The sequence below is a fragment of the Kluyvera sichuanensis genome (assembly GCF_040930405.1).
GTDB lineage: Bacteria > Pseudomonadota > Gammaproteobacteria > Enterobacterales > Enterobacteriaceae > Kluyvera > Kluyvera sichuanensis.
The window spans coordinates 4,429,753-4,447,101 of the sequence record NZ_CP162271.1 but is presented as its reverse complement, the minus strand read 5'-3'; the positions used below and the strand labels follow the sequence as shown (position 1 = coordinate 4,447,101).

General features: G+C 49.0%; 13 protein-coding genes. 2 read left to right on the top strand and 11 right to left on the bottom strand.

The window, feature by feature from the left end:
- Window position 1: 1 nt before the first annotated feature.
- From AB2B48_RS21240 to serB, 7 genes are all read right to left on the bottom strand, one after another.
- Complete coding sequence (locus AB2B48_RS21240; RefSeq protein ID WP_368300140.1) at window positions 2-3,763, bottom strand: CDP-glycerol glycerophosphotransferase family protein; 3,762 nt, start codon at window positions 3,761-3,763, stop codon at window positions 2-4.
- Window positions 3,753-4,877 (bottom strand): stealth family protein, encoded by a 1,125-nt coding sequence (locus AB2B48_RS21235; protein ID WP_368300138.1) that lies wholly within the window; start codon window positions 4,875-4,877, stop codon window positions 3,753-3,755. The genes AB2B48_RS21240 and AB2B48_RS21235 overlap by 11 nt, the downstream gene beginning before the upstream one ends.
- A gap of 34 nt (window positions 4,878-4,911) precedes the next feature.
- The gene (locus AB2B48_RS21230; protein ID WP_185668261.1) at window positions 4,912-5,583 is read right to left on the bottom strand and encodes an ABC transporter ATP-binding protein; all 672 of its coding nucleotides are present in this window, start codon (window positions 5,581-5,583) and stop codon (window positions 4,912-4,914) included.
- On the bottom strand, window positions 5,580-6,356 hold the full coding sequence (locus tag AB2B48_RS21225) for an ABC transporter permease (protein ID WP_368301991.1): 777 nt from the start codon (window positions 6,354-6,356) through the stop codon (window positions 5,580-5,582). The genes AB2B48_RS21230 and AB2B48_RS21225 overlap by 4 nt, the downstream gene beginning before the upstream one ends.
- A 486-nt stretch (window positions 6,357-6,842) precedes the next feature.
- Window positions 6,843-8,069 carry a multifunctional transcriptional regulator/nicotinamide-nucleotide adenylyltransferase/ribosylnicotinamide kinase NadR gene (gene nadR, locus AB2B48_RS21220; protein ID WP_185668260.1) on the bottom strand — a complete coding sequence of 409 codons (1,227 nt, stop codon included), beginning with the start codon at window positions 8,067-8,069 and terminating at the stop codon, window positions 6,843-6,845.
- Window positions 8,070-8,187: 118 nt separating this feature from the next.
- Window positions 8,188-9,570, bottom strand: coding sequence for a DNA repair protein RadA (radA, locus tag AB2B48_RS21215; protein WP_368300137.1), 1,383 nt, complete (start codon window positions 9,568-9,570; stop codon window positions 8,188-8,190).
- A 10-nt stretch (window positions 9,571-9,580) separates the two neighbouring features.
- Complete coding sequence (serB, locus tag AB2B48_RS21210; protein ID WP_185668259.1) at window positions 9,581-10,552, bottom strand: phosphoserine phosphatase; 972 nt, start codon at window positions 10,550-10,552, stop codon at window positions 9,581-9,583.
- Window positions 10,553-10,658: 106 nt separating this feature from the next.
- On the opposite strand from serB, the gene AB2B48_RS21205 reads away from it, so the two are divergent.
- On the top strand, window positions 10,659-11,291 hold the full coding sequence (locus AB2B48_RS21205; RefSeq protein ID WP_185668258.1) for a YtjB family periplasmic protein: 633 nt from the start codon (window positions 10,659-10,661) through the stop codon (window positions 11,289-11,291).
- Between the two features lie 18 nt (window positions 11,292-11,309).
- Window positions 11,310-12,326 (top strand): lipoate--protein ligase LplA, encoded by a 1,017-nt coding sequence (lplA, locus tag AB2B48_RS21200; protein ID WP_185668257.1) that lies wholly within the window; start codon window positions 11,310-11,312, stop codon window positions 12,324-12,326.
- On the opposite strand, the gene yjjJ is transcribed toward lplA, so the two are convergent.
- The 4 genes from yjjJ to deoA all read right to left on the bottom strand — a co-directional run bounded on the left by yjjJ (window position 12,323) and on the right by deoA (window position 17,268).
- A complete protein-coding gene (gene yjjJ, locus AB2B48_RS21195; protein ID WP_368300134.1) occupies window positions 12,323-13,663 on the bottom strand; it encodes a type II toxin-antitoxin system HipA family toxin YjjJ in 1,341 nt (446 codons plus the stop codon). The genes lplA and yjjJ overlap by 4 nt on opposite strands.
- Before the next feature lie 229 nt (window positions 13,664-13,892).
- A complete protein-coding gene (gene deoD / locus AB2B48_RS21190) occupies window positions 13,893-14,612 on the bottom strand; it encodes a purine-nucleoside phosphorylase (RefSeq protein ID WP_035894565.1) in 720 nt (239 codons plus the stop codon).
- 57 nt (window positions 14,613-14,669) lie between these two features.
- Complete coding sequence (gene deoB, locus AB2B48_RS21185) at window positions 14,670-15,893, bottom strand: phosphopentomutase (RefSeq protein ID WP_333496065.1); 1,224 nt, start codon at window positions 15,891-15,893, stop codon at window positions 14,670-14,672.
- Between the two features lie 52 nt (window positions 15,894-15,945).
- Window positions 15,946-17,268 (bottom strand): thymidine phosphorylase, encoded by a 1,323-nt coding sequence (gene deoA, locus AB2B48_RS21180; RefSeq protein WP_333011457.1) that lies wholly within the window; start codon window positions 17,266-17,268, stop codon window positions 15,946-15,948.
- Between the last annotated feature and the right edge of the window lie 81 nt (window positions 17,269-17,349).

The following is a 17,349-nucleotide window of genomic DNA, read 5'->3' as shown; positions in this document are numbered from 1 at the left end:
ATTAGTACCGATTAACGTTTACCAACTCACTTAACTTTTTCAAATCCTGAAGTTTTGTCATAGCCTCAGTTGTCACCTGTAACGGGGCTAATGATAAATAACGACGCCAGCTTTGATAAGCATCCTCCCAGTCATCATTCAGCTGTGCAAGCTCAGCCCTTAAGGCCCAACCTGAAGGCTCCAGAGTCTCTTCTTGTGTTTTTAAATTCAACAATGCTGGCATCAACTGCCCGCTGAATCTTAATGCATTTGACAGATCCTCGACGGCTTGCGAGTTAGCCAAGTTGTTTTTCGACAGATAACTCACCGCTAAATCCCATTTATCCAGCAGCATACATATTTTTGAATAAAAGTATTCATTACTCTCATCATAATGATCAGGTTTCAATCGTTCGAACTGTTCTCGAGCCACATCCTTTTGGTCAAGCTGACAGAGTGCCGCCACATAATAGAACACGTAAACAATGGGTAGGGATGCTATATCATGAGCAATAGTCGAGAATTGCTCGCACACTGTTTCCCACTCTTGTAGCTCATAGAGCAAGCCTATTTTCTTATAGATAACAAAAATATCAACACCACGCAGACACTCAGCTTTATTAATACAGCCCATGGCCTCTTGGTAATTTTTCAGCCCTGCATAAGCATCGGATAAAACCAATAACCGATAATATTCATCGCTCTCATCAACCGGTACCGAGTTAAGTAATTCAATAGCTTCCCTATATTGGCAATGTGATAAAAGTGAAAATACGCTCAATAAAAGACCATTACCAGGCGTCAGCATTGATTCAGTCGGCAACGCTTTATACTCACTGGAGTGTAAAAAACAGAAGAGATAATGGTAGTAATTATCCGAGACAGATTTAACGCCAGAAATTCTAAAGAAATTAATTGCGGAACTCCATTCCTGCATTGCCAACATCAGCAACGCTCTTGATAAGTACAATGAAGAATCAACATTATCGCCACAAGAGGAAAATAACATTTCGAGATATTTAGCTGCCGCATTTAACTTACCAGACTCCCGCAACACCGTTACATATAAAAGGTTATCGCTTAAGGAAACATTCGTATTTCGAGAAATATACTGTTCCCACCAACGCTCAGACAGAGTGATCTGATGCGCATTTAATGACTGAATGGCATAGTCTCGCAAAATATTATCATCAACATAATCATCGGGCATAGGCGCATCAAGTTTGATAATTTCGTCATAAACTCTCTGGCAGCAGTGTCCGTCACGATAGGGGAACGTAGCGTCGATACGTGACTGGATAATCGCATCGGGTTTCGCATCATTCTTTAACAGCACCTCAAGGCTTGATAACAAAGCCTCTTCAGTGGTGGCGACATCACCAAAGCCGTGCTCCCGATAATCAAAATACCCTTTCGTGTAGGCATGACCACCAGAGAAGAAATCAACTTCATCAAATTGGTAGTACAATGTAGGTTTGTTGATAACCGCCATTTCGAATGCGACCGATGAATAGTCGGTTATCATCATTGCCGCTTTACCAAACAGGTTCTGGATACTACCATCCTGGTGTGTAATTATTTCAATGTATTCCGGGACCGCAAACTCTTTAATGTATGGTTGAATGTTGGCATGAGGGAAAAATACAATCTGGTAATTATATCTGTGGGATAACTCTTTTAATTTATTAGAGTGAATAAAACTGTGCCATCGCATAGCAAATTCAGATTGCATAAAACTAGGGTTTTTCGCTCTATTATTACCCATAGCGATGGTATTACCAACAATATCTTTTCGCCAGGTTGGCATAACAAGAATTATTCGTTCACCACGGCCAGAATTAATTAGAAGATCATGCCGAGGGAAACCAGTCAGAACGACTTCTTTATTACTATAAATATACTTTGATTCATACCTAACGATAGAGTTATACTCATAAGGAGAGGCAGTAACAAAACAATCAATGTTATCCTTGTGATTTAACCACGTTGAAAGGTCATCTTTGGTTACTCCATGCTGCAGAAAGATAAAATGCCTTCCTTTCAGCATATTATCACCTAAATAGTTAACAACATAATGGTCGACATGAGAACTAATCACTTTACTACAAGACTTTAATATCGCTGTATGTTCTTCTGAACCATAAGAAATAAGATTAAAACCTTCTTCTCTCAACCTATTCCAATCATGAGAGTCAGAACTTAGGATAAAGAATATTGCTCGTTCAGGATGCTCATTCATAACATAACGATATAAATGCTCTGCGTTATCATCAGCCTGAGTATCTCGATCCATAAATACCCAAGAATTTATATAGCAACTTTTCTTATCATAAAACTGATTATTTGATAAAAAATAATCAATAACATCTCTTACATTAATAGATGATAAATATTGCTTTCCAGAAAAATGAATCTTTGTAGGTAAATTGGATATCTGCAAGTCTATTTCCCGTGCATTTCCGACATCAACCCATATCCTTCGTTCATAAATAAAATCTAAATCAAGAAAATCATGTCGTGTTTTTTTTACATAAGCTGGAATAACGCTAACGCCATCAACAATTATATTTTCAAACTTATCATTATAGGTGAAGTATCTTAAAAGAACCTGATTTTTATATTTATCATAACGTTCAACATAAGCAATCTGTAATTTTGGACTTTCTCCTTTAAAACAAGATATCATGCCAAGTTTATGATAAAACCAACAACCGGCCAGATCAAAATCATTGATAACATCAGAATCGATATATTTGAACACATCAATTAATAATTGAGTATACTCCTTCCTCTCCTCATCAGACAAAAATGAAATTCTTTCAGAGTGGTTCACAATCTGTTTTAGTTGCCAGACAACCTCATACAATACAGTATTCTGAACAAAACGAGGAATAACCCCATATTTCACAGCGTAATCATGCAACATTGATAAGTAACCATATCTTGTTACTTTAGTATATCTTTCGACTTTTCCCCATGCAGTGTCTAACGTAGATGAACCATCATCTCTTTTTCTATACAAATATTTAGCATCCCTAAGAAATGCTACTTGTTCAGTATGAATGTTGCACATCAAATAATCAGCAATAAATTTTCCGTCTTCAAAATTTGGCTTTATTTGAGAGTTAAACTGAAGGTTGAAATTAGAGATAATTCTAGTACAAAAGAAAGCCGTACTGCTGGAAAGTTGAATATGTTTGTTTAGCTTACTTATACTTAAAGCTATATTTCCTTTAGCATATTTAAATCTTAGAGGATGTGAATCCTTAAATGACTTATTATTCTCATAATAAAATATAATATTACATGAAACCATGCAGTATTGATCATTTCCTGCACTGACAAAAGAGTCAACCTCATAGAAATAATTAACATCAACAAAATCATCAGGATCGATAAACGTCACCCACTCTGTTTTTACATGCTCAAGGCCCAGATTTCGCGCCGAAGCTTGCCCGCCATTCTCCTTTCGGAGATAGAGTATGTTGTCAGGGTATTTGCTCTGCCATTTTTTAATAATTGCCGCTGAATCATCGACAGAGCCGTCATCAACCATAATTAAATAGATATTTTTCTTGAAGTTCAGTTTCTGATTAACAAGACTTTTAAAGTAATCATCAAGATATCTCCCGACATTATAAACGGCAGAGACAACCGTATACTCATAGTTACCATCTACCTTCTTAGAATAGAGGCCACTTACCTTTTTTCTCTTTTTTGCGAGCATATCGCTAAAAAACAAACCTGGATTTCGCATTAATTTTTTTAACTTTTTATTTAACATCCATATTACCCTTTCTAAAATACCTTATTAACATATTCATTAGTGAACCTTGATAATTTTCTACATTTTTTCTCGTTGATGTGAAATCATTAGCGCAAAAAGAATGAGGAGCGCTTAATATTTTGTATTTAAGCAACGCCAAATAGCACCCCCTGGCAACAGGTGAGCGAATATTAAAGTAATAGCAGATATCCCTGGCAGGAATTGACTGCTGTTTAAAATACGAAAACCACGGCACTAAAAATGTTGCTAAATTTAGGTCAAAATCTGATCTGAATCTATTACATAAAAAAATATCAATTTCATTATAATATTTACCCCAGACTTCTTCGAACATACTTTTCTTTAGTGGCACATAAGTATGGACCAATGGCGTCAACACTTCATAACCAAAGGCACCTTTTAATAACTCACTGGCATGTATAGATGCACTTAACGTTGGGGTAGTCACTCCTCTATTTTTCATCTCTACAAGATTTTTCCGCGATAAGAAAATAGAAGCTATACCGTTACTTTTAAAAAAATGGCCTTGTGGCAATTCACGGGCAACAAAAACGTCATCATTAAAATAGATGAAATGCTCTGAAAGTTCTTTTATTTTATGAAGATGCGCTTCAATAACATGAGAATTAAACGTCGGCAGATATTTTTCTGGTATAATATCTTTATGATCGACAACGATAACATTCTCATATTTATCAACCCATTCAGGATATTGCTCATCGGTGACGATATAAATATTATTAATCCAGGGGAGATAAGTCAGCACACTTTTTACAGAGAAATAGAGTTCATTGTGATTGCTAAAACGAGCTGTATCTGTCGCATATTGACCATGAGAATCAATATTAACCATTTTGAAGCGTTTATATTTCTCTTGCCATTTAGGGTCTTTGTCATTAACCCATGTAAACACAACATCAATAGGAAAATCAGCATGCAGGATATTTTCCAATTGAAGATCGTGCCTGATTAAAATTGACTCTTCAACTTCCGGACATAATATTTCATTACGAATCACTGGGTATTTCTTGTTAAAATAATCCCGAAAAAATATGCCTGGAGAATGAATGAGCTTTGTCATTCTTTTTATTAATGATGATTGCTTCCTCATTCTTTAATCCTTTTAACTATCTGAATATTTTCTGCTATGCTGATAAACCCTCGTCATCTCTATATCGGTTAATAACATCATCGATGCTATTGCAATATTCAATCTCATTATCACGACCAACAAAAATTGCCGCATCACAATACTCTTTCAAACTATTCAAACTATGCGATACCATTAAAAAACTCGACTCTTTATGCCGCGCATTGAACATATCCGCGCACTTCTGCTTAAATCTGGCATCACCCACTGCGGTAACCTCATCAACCAAATAATAATCAAACTTAAACGCCATACTTAAACCAAAACCCAATCGCGAGCGCATCCCTGACGAGTAGGTTCTAATCGGCATATCGAAGTATTTCCCCAGTTCGGCAAACGCTTCGACAAATGCGACCTTCTCTTTCAGTTCACCTTTTTGTGCATACAGTCGGGCGACAAACTTCACGTTTTCACGTCCAGTCAGGCTTCCCTGGAAGCCGCCGGAAAGGCCCACGGGCCACGAGATGGTACTGTTGGTGACGATCCTGCCGCTATCGGGTCGGTCTATACCGCCAATCATACGCAGTAACGTCGATTTCCCAGCGCCATTGCGGCCAATAAGCGCCACGCTTTTTCCACTCGGCAGTTCAATATTGAGATTTTTAAAGACATAGTGCCGCCCCTGGGGCGTACGATAGGATTTGGTGAGATTCTCGATGCGGATCATGATGTTAACATTGCCTCTTCGCGCAGGCGATACAGCGCAAGCCCGACAAACAGCATGAGTAGGGTACAAAAGGCCAGATAAGGCAGACTCACCCCCTGGCTTTCATAGCCCGCCACCACGCATTCGCGGCTCAGTTCAACGATATGCACAATAGGGTTCCAGAGGAGATAGGGCCAATAGTCACGCGGTACGGCGTGCAGCGGGAACATGATGCAGGATACGAAATAGAGCGGTTTTATGAGGATGGGCAGAAACTTCTCCATTTCAGGAAACGTCTTCCCTACCACCATAAACACCATTCCTAGCCCACAGGAAAAGAGAATCAATAGCAACCACGTCACCGCTAAGGTAATGAGTTGCGTGATGCTAAACACCTCACCGGCAATTCCGACCACGCACATCAGGACAATATAGACGCAGCTGTAGATAAGGCTTTCGAGCAGCGCCCTTGCCAGGATCGTGTCGATCGGTTTTACCGGCCGATAATTAAATAGCCCCTGGTTCGCATCGATTGCGCTGATAGAGCGGGTGGCGATATGGCTAAAAAGGAAATAGGGGATGATGCCGTTTATCAAAAAAACGGGAAATGAAATATCTGGCATCGTGCGGTGCATAACAAAACCAAACACCGCAAGCATAACCAGCATATGCGCGGCAGGCTCAAGAATGGCCCAGCAGTAGCCTAGCCGGTACTTGCCGAAACGCGTTTTGATCTCACGTAGAAATAGCGCGCAAACCGCTGCACGCTGGACATCGATACCGCTTCTGGCCATAAGATGTTGCTTCCATTCAGGCATGCTACCGCCCTGGCCTTATGCGACCATAGCGATATGCAAAAAATCACAGGGGATGAACATCTTCAGGGAGTGAATAATAGAGAGTGAAACACTAATTAAAGTGAATTATAAAAACCATAAATAAATACAACTACATCATTCCCTTGATGTATCCCAATGAAATAAATTGGAGAGTGGAATTTATCTTTTAATTGTCATCATGACCAGTAGTATCTTATTTAATTAAACTTAAATTATCATTAAGCTCACATTAAATAAAATATTTTATCTATAAATCAAGGGGTTATTAAGAAATAGATCGTGATGGGAAATACGAATTTATAAAGTCATTATTCAATAATAACAACGCTAAAATAAAAATAAAGCCACTTATTATATTTCTAGCTTAATAATATCCACGATAAAATATTAACAGTGAATATGAAAATCGGCACGGTACCACGATGACACCGTGCCGAAAGGTTAATCGCCCATCAATCCTTTCACCAGTTCCACACAGCGCAGGAACCGAGAGTCATAGTCCGACTCTTCTACATGCACAAATTCGATGTTGTTCTTTTCGAGCATCGAGACCAGCAAGGTCTGGAATTCTTTGCGGTCAACCGAACTGCCAAGGCTGCGCAAACCATCGGCAACCCACGGCGTGTTGTTTTCCAGCAGGATAACCAGGTCGAAGCGATACTCATCGATCAGCGCCTGCACGAACGGATGTTCACGGCCTTCATACTTCTTACAGAATGCCTGGGTGCTGACAAAATCGGTGTCGATAAACGCGACCTTGTTGGCGTACTTCACCGCAAAGTCGATGTACTGAGCGTGCCCCAGGGCGATTTTGTCGTAGTCGGAATACTGTAGCGCCATCTCGTCGCCGCCCAGATGCGAGAAGACGTAGTCTCGCCCATATTCCCAGGCGCTGGTGGTGTTGAAGATGTTCGCCAGCTTGTTCACCAGCGTCGACTTTCCGCTGGACTCACCGCCGAGAATAGCCACCGTACGTACGAAGAACGGCTTCACTTCGGTGGGGATGTAATCCCAGTAGCGGAATGGGTTCTCACGAATCTGCGCTCCGCTGATGCTCATGAAAGTCCGTTTCGGGTCAATCAACACCGTTTCAATACCAAGATGTTCGAGGTACTGCGGCGCATCGGCCTCTTCAGAGGAGTAAATCCAGTTGGGTTCGATGCCCTTCTCTTCCATAAAGGTCTTTATGCCTGCACTCCATACATCCCAACCGTGCGGGTACGGCTCCATGCCCTCTTCATTAAAGGCGTGAATGCGGATGTTCTTCTGGTATTTAAAGGTTTGCAGTAGCCAGCGCAGGCGGTCTGGAACGGTGGGCTGCTGCGACATGGCGCTATCTTCAAACAGCGCGCGGTCACGCGTGTCGTCATAGCCCATGATGATATGCAACTCGTCGACCTGGCTACAGGCGCGCTGGATCAAATAAATATGGCCGGTATGCAGCGGGTAAAACTTACCGAACACCACGCCGATATTTTTCTGCTGACGCGGAAACTCCAGCCCGAGAAAACGGTGCAACGCCTCAAGCTTTTGCGCGCTGGGGCTCTTAATTTTGGCATTGAGAAGCTGGCTTAAATAGCCCTTGGTCATGCCGCTGGCGTCTGCGACCTGCTGCAACGTACAGCCTTTCTGACGAATTGCGGTTTTGAGATAGTCGAACGACGACACAAGAGCCTCCTGCTGAATTGGGGTAAACCATCTACCCATTATACAAAAAACCCGGATGTACTCACGGTACTATCCGGGGAAAGAGACCGGCGACGCAATATGCCGCCAGGATTGAACATTATAGTTCGTCAAAGACGTCCAGCGCGTCGGCGAGCTTCTTCACGCCAAAGACCTTCATGCCTTCCGGAATTTTCTTTGGCACGTTTGCCGCCGGCACGATAGCGCGGCGGAAACCATGCTTAGCGGCTTCTGAAATACGCTCCTGTCCGCTAGGTACAGGACGAATTTCCCCGGCCAGCCCCACTTCACCAAAGACCACCAGATCTTGCGGCAATGGTCTGTCGCGCAGGCTAGAAACCATCGCCATCAGCAGGGCTAAATCAGCGCTGGTTTCGGTAACCTTCACGCCACCCACGACGTTTACAAACACATCCTGGTCCGCCATCTGCAGGCCGCCGTGACGGTGCAGCACCGCCAGCAGAATAGCTAAGCGGTTCTGCTCAAGGCCAACGGCTACGCGGCGTGGGTTGCCCATCATAGAATGATCCACCAGCGCCTGAATCTCTACCAGCAGCGGACGCGTGCCTTCCCATACCACCATCACCGAACTGCCGGAGGTGACTTCATCACCGCGGCTCAGGAAGATGGCGGAAGGGTTGCTTACTTCACGCAGCCCCTGTTCGGTCATCGCGAATACACCTAGTTCATTCACCGCACCGAAACGGTTCTTATGGCTGCGCAGCGTACGGAAGCGCGAGTCGGCATCGCCGTCGAGCAGTACCGAGCAGTCGATACAGTGCTCAAGAACCTTTGGCCCCGCCAGAGAACCGTCTTTGGTCACGTGGCCGACCATCACAATCGCCACGCCGCGCGTTTTCGCAAAGCGCGTGAGGTAGGCCGCGGTTTCACGCACCTGCGCCACGCTGCCTGGTGAGGACTGAATATCCGCCATGTGCATCACCTGGATGGAGTCGATAACCATCAGCTTCGGCTGCTCTTCTTCCGCAATCTGGCAAATCTGCTCGATGCTGGTTTCGGAGAGCATAATCAGGTTGGCGGTTGGCAAGCCGAGACGATGCGCGCGCATGGCAACCTGCTGTAACGACTCTTCACCGGTGACGTACAAGGTTTTCATCTGCTCGGCCAGCCTGCACAGCGTTTGCAGCAGCAGGGTTGATTTCCCGGCTCCTGGGTTACCGCCAATCAGAATGGCGCTACCGGGCACGACGCCGCCGCCCAGCACGCGGTCAAACTCTTTAAAGCCGGTGGAAAAGCGCGGCAACTCTTCCAGGCTGATATCCGACAGTTTTTGCACCTTCGCGACGCCGGCATTGCCCGCATAGCCGCTCAGGCGCTCGTTACGTGCGACCGTAGGGGAAGCCGCAACGCGCACTTCGGTGATGGTATTCCAGGCATGGCAGGCGCTACATTGCCCCTGCCAGCGCGGGTAATCCGCACCGCACTCATTACACACAAATGCGCGTTTAGGAGCTTTCGCCACGTTAACCTCTTTATTTCTGATTCATGCTGCCGGAGAGAATGCAGAACACCCCCATCAAATCGGCATGACGGATAGTGACTTCCGTCTGTTCGTTCACTTTTGGTTTGGCATGATACGCAATCCCCAGCCCGGCTTTTTTGATCATCGGCAGGTCGTTAGCACCGTCGCCAATCGCCACCGTCTGGGCGTGCGGGATTTCATGTTTCTCAGCCAGTTGCAGCAGGGTTTTCGCTTTATACTGCGCATCGACGATGTCACCAACCACTTCACCTGTCAGCTTGCCATCGCGAATACCCAGTTCATTAGCGACCGCTGCGGTTAAGCGCAGCTTATCGCGCAGGTGATCGGCGAAGAAGGTGAAGCCGCCGGAGGCAATCGCCACCTTCCAGCCCAGCGTTTCAAGCTTGAGCACTAGCTGGGTCAGCCCCGGCATCAGCGGCAGCGTTTCGCGTACCTGACGCAGAATATCGGCATCGGCATCTTTCAGCGTAGCAACACGCTGACGCAGGCTGGCGCTGAAATCGAGCTCACCGCGCATCGCACGTTCGGTCACTTCCGACACCAGTTCACCGGTACCGGCCAGTTTGGCGATTTCGTCGATGCACTCAATCTGGATCGCCGTGGAATCCATATCCATCACCAGCAGACCCGGTGTGCGCAAATGCGGGATTTTACCCAGCGGGGCAACGTCCAGACCCGCATCGTGCGCCAGGCGCGTAGCGCGTGGCGTTAATGACCCCGCCAGGCGAATAACCTGATAGTCTTCCACGCACCAGGCCGCGACAATCACCATCGCCGCCCCCAGCTTACGCTGATAGGTGGTGAGGCTCGCTTTATTCAACCCGCGGCCGTACAGCAGCCAACCGCTGCGGCCGGCGTGATAATCCAGCGGCATAACCTCATCACCGCTCAGGGAAAGCGGCAATCCAGGCCACAGGGAGACATCTTCTGACAGATCGCACCAGGTCAAACTGTTTGGCATTACAGCTCCAATCTTCACTATATTAAGCCCAGGAAAATAACGCATGAGGCTACCTTGTAACCAGCGCTTCTGGCAACATTAAGCTGTAAATTTTCAAAGGTGGAATATGGTTCGCGCAAAACTGAAATTTCGACTGCATCGCACCGCGATTGTCCTGATCTGTCTCGCTCTGTTGGTGGCATTGATGCAGGGCGCTTCCTGGTTCAGTCAACAAAGCCAGAAACAACGAAATCCGCAGCTGGAAGAACTGGCCAGAACCCTGGCATTTCAGGTCTCGCTGAACCTCGCGCCGCTGATGAAAAGCGAAACGCCGGACGAGAAAAAGATCGGTCAGTTGTTGAAACAGCTCACCGACAAAAGCCGTATTCTGGACGCTGGGGTCTATGATGAGCAGGGTGACCTGATCGCCCGTGCCGGGGAACAGGTCGATCTCCGCGACCGCCTGGCGCTGGATGGCAAAAAAGCGGGCAGCTACTTCAATCAGCAAATCGTTGAGCCTATTCAGGGGAAAAACGGCCCCCTGGGCTATCTGCGCCTGACGCTGGATACCCACACCATCGCCACTGAATCCCGTCAGGTGGATAACACCACCAACATTCTTCGCCTGATGCTACTGCTGTCGCTGGCTATCGGCGTCGTGCTCGCCCGCACGCTGCTGCGCGGCAAACGCACCCGCTGGCAGCAGTCGCCGTTCCTGCTCACCGCCAACAAGCCGGTGCAGGACGAAGATAAAGATTAATCAGAAAAGGAAATCGCTATGTCAACGCTGCGCCTGCTGCTTTCAGACTCCCACGACCCGTGGTTTAACCTCGCTGTGGAGGAGTGTATTTTTCGCCAGATGCCCGCCACGCAGAGGGTTCTGTTCCTGTGGCGTAACGCCGATACGGTCGTCATTGGCCGTGCGCAGAATCCGTGGAAAGAGTGCAACACCCGGCGTATGGAAGAGGACAACGTCCGTCTGGCTCGCCGCAGCAGCGGCGGCGGCGCGGTGTTCCACGACCTCGGCAACACCTGCTTTACCTTTATGGCTGGCAAGCCGGAGTACGATAAAACCATCTCTACGGCCATCGTGCTCGAGGCGCTAAATTCGCTGGGCATTACGGCGGAAGCCTCCGGGCGTAACGATCTGATTGTGAAAACCGAAGAAGGCGACCGTAAAGTCTCCGGCTCCGCCTACCGGGAGACCATCGACCGTGGCTTCCACCACGGCACGCTGCTGCTCAATGCCGACCTTAGCCGCTTGGCCAACTACCTGAACCCTGATAAGAAAAAGCTTCAGGCTAAAGGGATTACTTCGGTGCGCGGGCGCGTGGCGAATTTGGTTGAGCTGCTGCCCGATATCACCCATGAACAAATCTGCGAAGCCGTCACTGAGGCGTTTTTCCGCCACTATGGCGAGCGAGTCGAAGCCGAAATAATCTCCCCGGATAAAGCACCGGATCTGCCAAATTTTGCCGAGACGTTTGCCCGTCAAAGCAGCTGGGAGTGGAATTTCGGCCAGGCCCCAGCGTTCAGCCATCTGCTGGACGAGCGTTTCACCTGGGGCGGCGTAGAGCTGCACTTCGACGTGGAGAAAGGCGTTATCACCCGCGCGCAGGTGTTTACCGACAGCCTGAACCCCGCGCCGCTGGAGGCGCTGGCCGCGCGCTTACAGGGCTGTCAGTATCGTGCTGACGTGCTGCAGCAAGCCTGCGAAGGGCTGAGAGAAGCGTTCCCGGAGCAGCGTAATGAACTGCGAGAGCTATCGGGCTGGCTGGCGGGAGCGGTGCGCTAACACCGCCAGGCGAGTCGCCCGATAATCACGGCGGCTGACGTTAATTTTTCCAGCATAGCACGAGCAATATCATGGAAACCCGCGCTAATGCGCGGGTCGTCCTGAACCCGCTGCCAGAACTGTTCCGCAAGCGGTAAAGCAAACTCCCATGCAGCTTTGCTGACGGTAGGATCCACTTTAATATCGACAGCCTCACTCCGCATCGCGCCAGAACTAGACGGGGCAAACGACATTGGCAGCATGTCATACACCGGGGCAATAACCATTGGCGTGGCAGATAAATAGAACGAGAGATTACCTGCGTGCATATCACTGTTGGCAATTAAGCGCCCAAATGCCCAGATTTTCGCGGTTTGCTGATGGGAATATTCAGCAATAATGCCCTTTGCGGAAAGTTGGCTTGTTACGGTAGGCCAGGCCCCCGGAGAGGAAACGAATTCACTTTGTAGGGCTTCCAGAGAGACGATTTGCCGTCTGCCGTGAACGCCCACACAATCAAAACGGAGACTTTCGAGAAACACCTGCCCCCTATCACTGCAGCAGATCGCCGTGGCATGGCTCGCATCAATGTCCGTAGCGGACAATACCGATAACGCAATAGACTCAGCAATCAGCAGGTCACCCCAGCGCTCGGAAACCGTATTCTGTTCTCGGGCACTAAATTTGACCAATACGTTTTGATTGCCTTGTGCTGTTTGCACATAACAGCCAAATTTAGGCTGCTCCCCTCCTGCAGAGGACCCAACAATATCGCCCGCGATGGCTTCTTCTGCGAGCCTGGCGTAGTCGCTGGTTTTATCACATTGTGCGACGGCAACTCGCTCTGGCGCGATAAGCCATCGTTGATAGTTCTCTTCACCAATAAGCCATCCACCTGCATTTTCACCCGCATACACACGCAGTCCGTATAGCACTTCATCTTCCTGCCATAAGCGGATATCGTCTGGCAAATGAGTCTGAGTAGCAACCGCCCTCCCCCAGGCTCGCCCTAAAAATCCCTGAGGCCGAAGGTCGGTCAAATACCACGGAAGGCCATCAAACCACTGCCATTCCCCTGACGACAATGCAACCAGATAACTGCCCTGCGGCCAGCATGGATACAACACGCCAAATTGGCGAGCGCTCCCCTGCTCATCCACCTGCCAAAGCGGAAACGTTGATCTACCGCGAATCGGTTTAATGAGGGCATAGCGAGTGGCGCGCGCCTTACCAAACTGCAGCACCTCATCATGGGCTGACACAAGTCGCGAGAAGGTCGCCTGGCTTATCGCCAGTACCTGTCTCAGTTCAGGGGCGGAACGCGGCCCTTGCAGAAGCAAATCGGTTAATGCGCTCATGAGTGAATAGATTTATGAATAGATATATGAATACATTTAATAGCATACTTGCTTGAATTGTACACATAAAATGGAATTGAAGAATGGAGGTGTGAATAGATTATCAGTATTACGAAGGTATCCCAGTCGAACAACGCAGCGCTGGGATTCAGCGCTGCGCGGCCCCGGAGTCGGCGCTGACGCACCTCGTCCGGGCTACGGTATAACGAACGCTACGCCGGAAATCGGCTTACGCTTTATCGCCCAGCAGAACAGATTCCAGCGCGATTTTGATCATGTCGTTGAAGGTCGTCTGACGTTCAGCGGCAGTGGTCTGCTCGTGGGTACGGATATGGTCGGATACGGTGCAGATGGTCAGCGCTTTCGCACCGAATTCTGCAGCCACACCGTAGATACCCGCCGCTTCCATTTCCACGCCCAGGATGCCGTATTTTTCCATCACGTCGAACATGGTTGGATCTGGGGTGTAGAACAGGTCAGCGGAGAAGATGTTACCTACGCGAGCATCAACGCCCAGCGCTTTAGCCGCGTCAACCGCGTCACGCACCATGCCGAAGTCGGCGATCGCCGCGAAGTCATGATCTTTGAAGCGCAGACGGTTCACTTTGGAGTCGGTGCATGCGCCCATGCCGATAACCACGTCACGCAGTTTCACATCAGCACGTACCGCGCCGCAGGAACCCACGCGAATGATTTTCTTCACGCCGAAGTCGGTGATCAGCTCTTTAGTGTAGATGGAGCAGGATGGGATGCCCATACCGTGGCCCATGACAGAGATCTTACGGCCTTTGTAAGTCCCGGTGAAACCTAACATGCCGCGAACGTTGTTCACTTCGCGCACATCTTCGAGGAAAGTCTCAGCAATGTGCTTTGCACGCAGCGGGTCGCCCGGCATCAGCACAACATCAGCGAAATCGCCCATTTCAGCGTTAATATGTGGGGTAGCCATCGTAATTTCCTTTATTTTTCAAATAGACGAAGGGCGGGAATCCTCCCGCCCAAAGAATCACAGCATGTTTTTACCGTACGCCATTGGAGACGTACCGAAGTAGGTCGCCAGCGTCTGGCCGATATCCGCGAAGGTTTCACGGTGACCCAGCGAACCTGGTTTAACTTTCGGGCCATAGATCAGCACCGGAATGTGCTCACGAGTGTGGTCAGTACCGGTCCAGCTTGGGTCGCAGCCATGGTCAGCGGTGAGGATCAGAATGTCATCTTCACCCACCAGCTCCATCAGCTCCGGCAGACGACGGTCGAACAGCTCCAGACCCGCAGCGTAGCCTGCGATATCGCGACGGTGGCCCCAGGAAGAGTCGAAGTCAACGAAGTTGGTGAAGACGATAGTCTCATCACCCGCTTCCTTCATCTCTTTGATGGTGGCGTCGAACAGCGCGTCCAGGCCGGTAGCTTTCACTTTTTTAGTGATACCGCAGTTGGCATAGATGTCTGCAATCTTACCGACGGAAACCACGTGACCGTGCTTTTCATCAACCAGTTTCTGCAGAACGGTCGCCGCCGGTGGCTCAACGGCCAGGTCGTGACGGTTACCGGTACGCTGGAAGTTACCCGCTTTATCGCCCACAAATGGACGCGCGATAACGCGGCCAATGTTGTAGCCGCCTTCGGTCAGCTCTTCACGGGCGATTTCACACAGCTCGTAAAGTTTATCCAGGCCAAAGGTCTCTTCGTGACAGGCGATCTGGAACACCGAGTCAGCAGAGGTATAGAAAATCGGCTTGCCGGTTTTCATATGCTCTTCGCCCAGTTGGTCGAGGATCACGGTACCGGAAGAGTGGCAGTTGCCGAGGTAGCCCGGCAGGTTGGCACGCTTAACCAGTTTATCCAGCAGTTCCTGCGGGAAGCTGTTTTCGTGGTCACTGAAGTAGCCCCAGTCGAACAGAACCGGCACGCCGGCGATTTCCCAGTGACCAGACGGCGTATCTTTACCAGAAGAGAGCTCATGCGCCCAGGCGTATGCGCCCACCACTTCCGCGTTGCCGTCCATGCCGGCAGCAATTTTACCGGTTGAACCTTCATGTGCTTTCACCAGACCCAGACGAGTCAGGTTAGGCAAATTCAGCGGGCCCTTACGGCCATTGTCAGCCTCGCCTTTGGCGCAGGCTTCTGCAATGTGGCCCATCGTATCTGCGCCGACATCGCCAAAGCGGTCCGCGTCTTCCGTTGCACCAATCCCAAAGGAGTCCAGCACCATAATAAATGCACGTTTCATCTTGTTCTCCATACATCTTGCGCTGCAAAAAAGCGATCAGATCAGTATATAACTATTCGGTGATGCGACGATAGACGGTTGGCGTAATTTCAGGCGCTTTATCGTCCAGTTTAATTGCCGCTTTCACGGCCTTCGCCGCGTCCTGCCAGCTTGCTTCATCTTTCGCGTGGATCACCGCCAGCGGACGCTGTCCGTCAACGCTGTCGCCCAAGCGGGCCATATCGGTGAAGCCAACGCTGTAATCGATGGTGTCAGAAGCCTGGCGACGGCCACCGCCCATAGAAACCACCGCCATGCCCAGCGCGCGGGTGTCCATCGCGCTGACAAAACCTTCGGTATCAGCATAGACGGCTTTGCTCAGCATCGCCGTCGGCAGATATTTCGCGTAGTTTTCAACGAAATCGGTTGGGCCTTTCTGTGCCGCCACCATGCGACCAAAGATCTCCGCCGCTTTGCCGTTGTCGAGCACGGCCTGCAGTTTGGCGCGCGCTTCGGCGTCGTCTTTGGCCAGCTTGCCGGAGATAAGCATCTCAACGCACAGCGCCATGGTGACATCGAACAGACGCGGGTTGCGGTATTCACCGGTCAGGAACTGCACCGCTTCGCGCACTTCCACGGCGTTACCGGCGCTGGAAGCCAGCACCTGGTTCATGTCAGTCAGCAGGGCCGTGGTTTTCACGCCTGCGCCGTTAGAAACGCCCACAATGGCTTCCGCCAGTGCCGCAGAAAGTTCGTAGGTCGGCATAAACGCGCCGCTGCCTACTTTCACGTCCATCACCAGCGCATCAAGACCTTCCGCCAGCTTTTTGGCGAGAATGGACGCAGTGATCAGCGGAATGGAGTCCACCGTCGCGGTAATGTCGCGGGTGGCATAAAAACGTTTGTCCGCCGGTGCGAGCGAGCTGGTCTGCCCAATAATCGCCACACCCACGTCTTTAATAATTTCACGAAAACGGTTGTCGTCCGGGAAGATGTCGAAGCCCGGAATGGCTTCCAGTTTGTCGAGCGTACCGCCGGTATGACCGAGGCCGCGACCGGAAATCATCGGAATATAGCCGCCGCAGGCTGCCACCATTGGGCCAAGCATCAGCGAGGTCACGTCACCCACGCCGCCGGTAGAGTGCTTGTCGACAATCGGGCCGTTGAGGTTGAGGCTCTTCCAGTCCAGGACGGTGCCTGAATCTCGCATCGCCATGGTCAGCGAGACACGCTCCGGCATGCTCATATCATGGAAGAAAATGGTCATCGCCAGCGCGGCAATCTGCCCTTCAGAGATGGTGTTGTCACGAATCCCGTTGATAAAGAAACGAATTTCTTCATCACTCAGCGCGTGGCCATCACGTTTTTTGCGAATAATTTCTTGAGCGAGAAACAAGGTACCCTCCTGATTAATCAGGTTAAATGCAGCGGGCTCGCGCCCGCGCTACGTTCCTGTAGCCCGGCCAAGCGTAGCGCC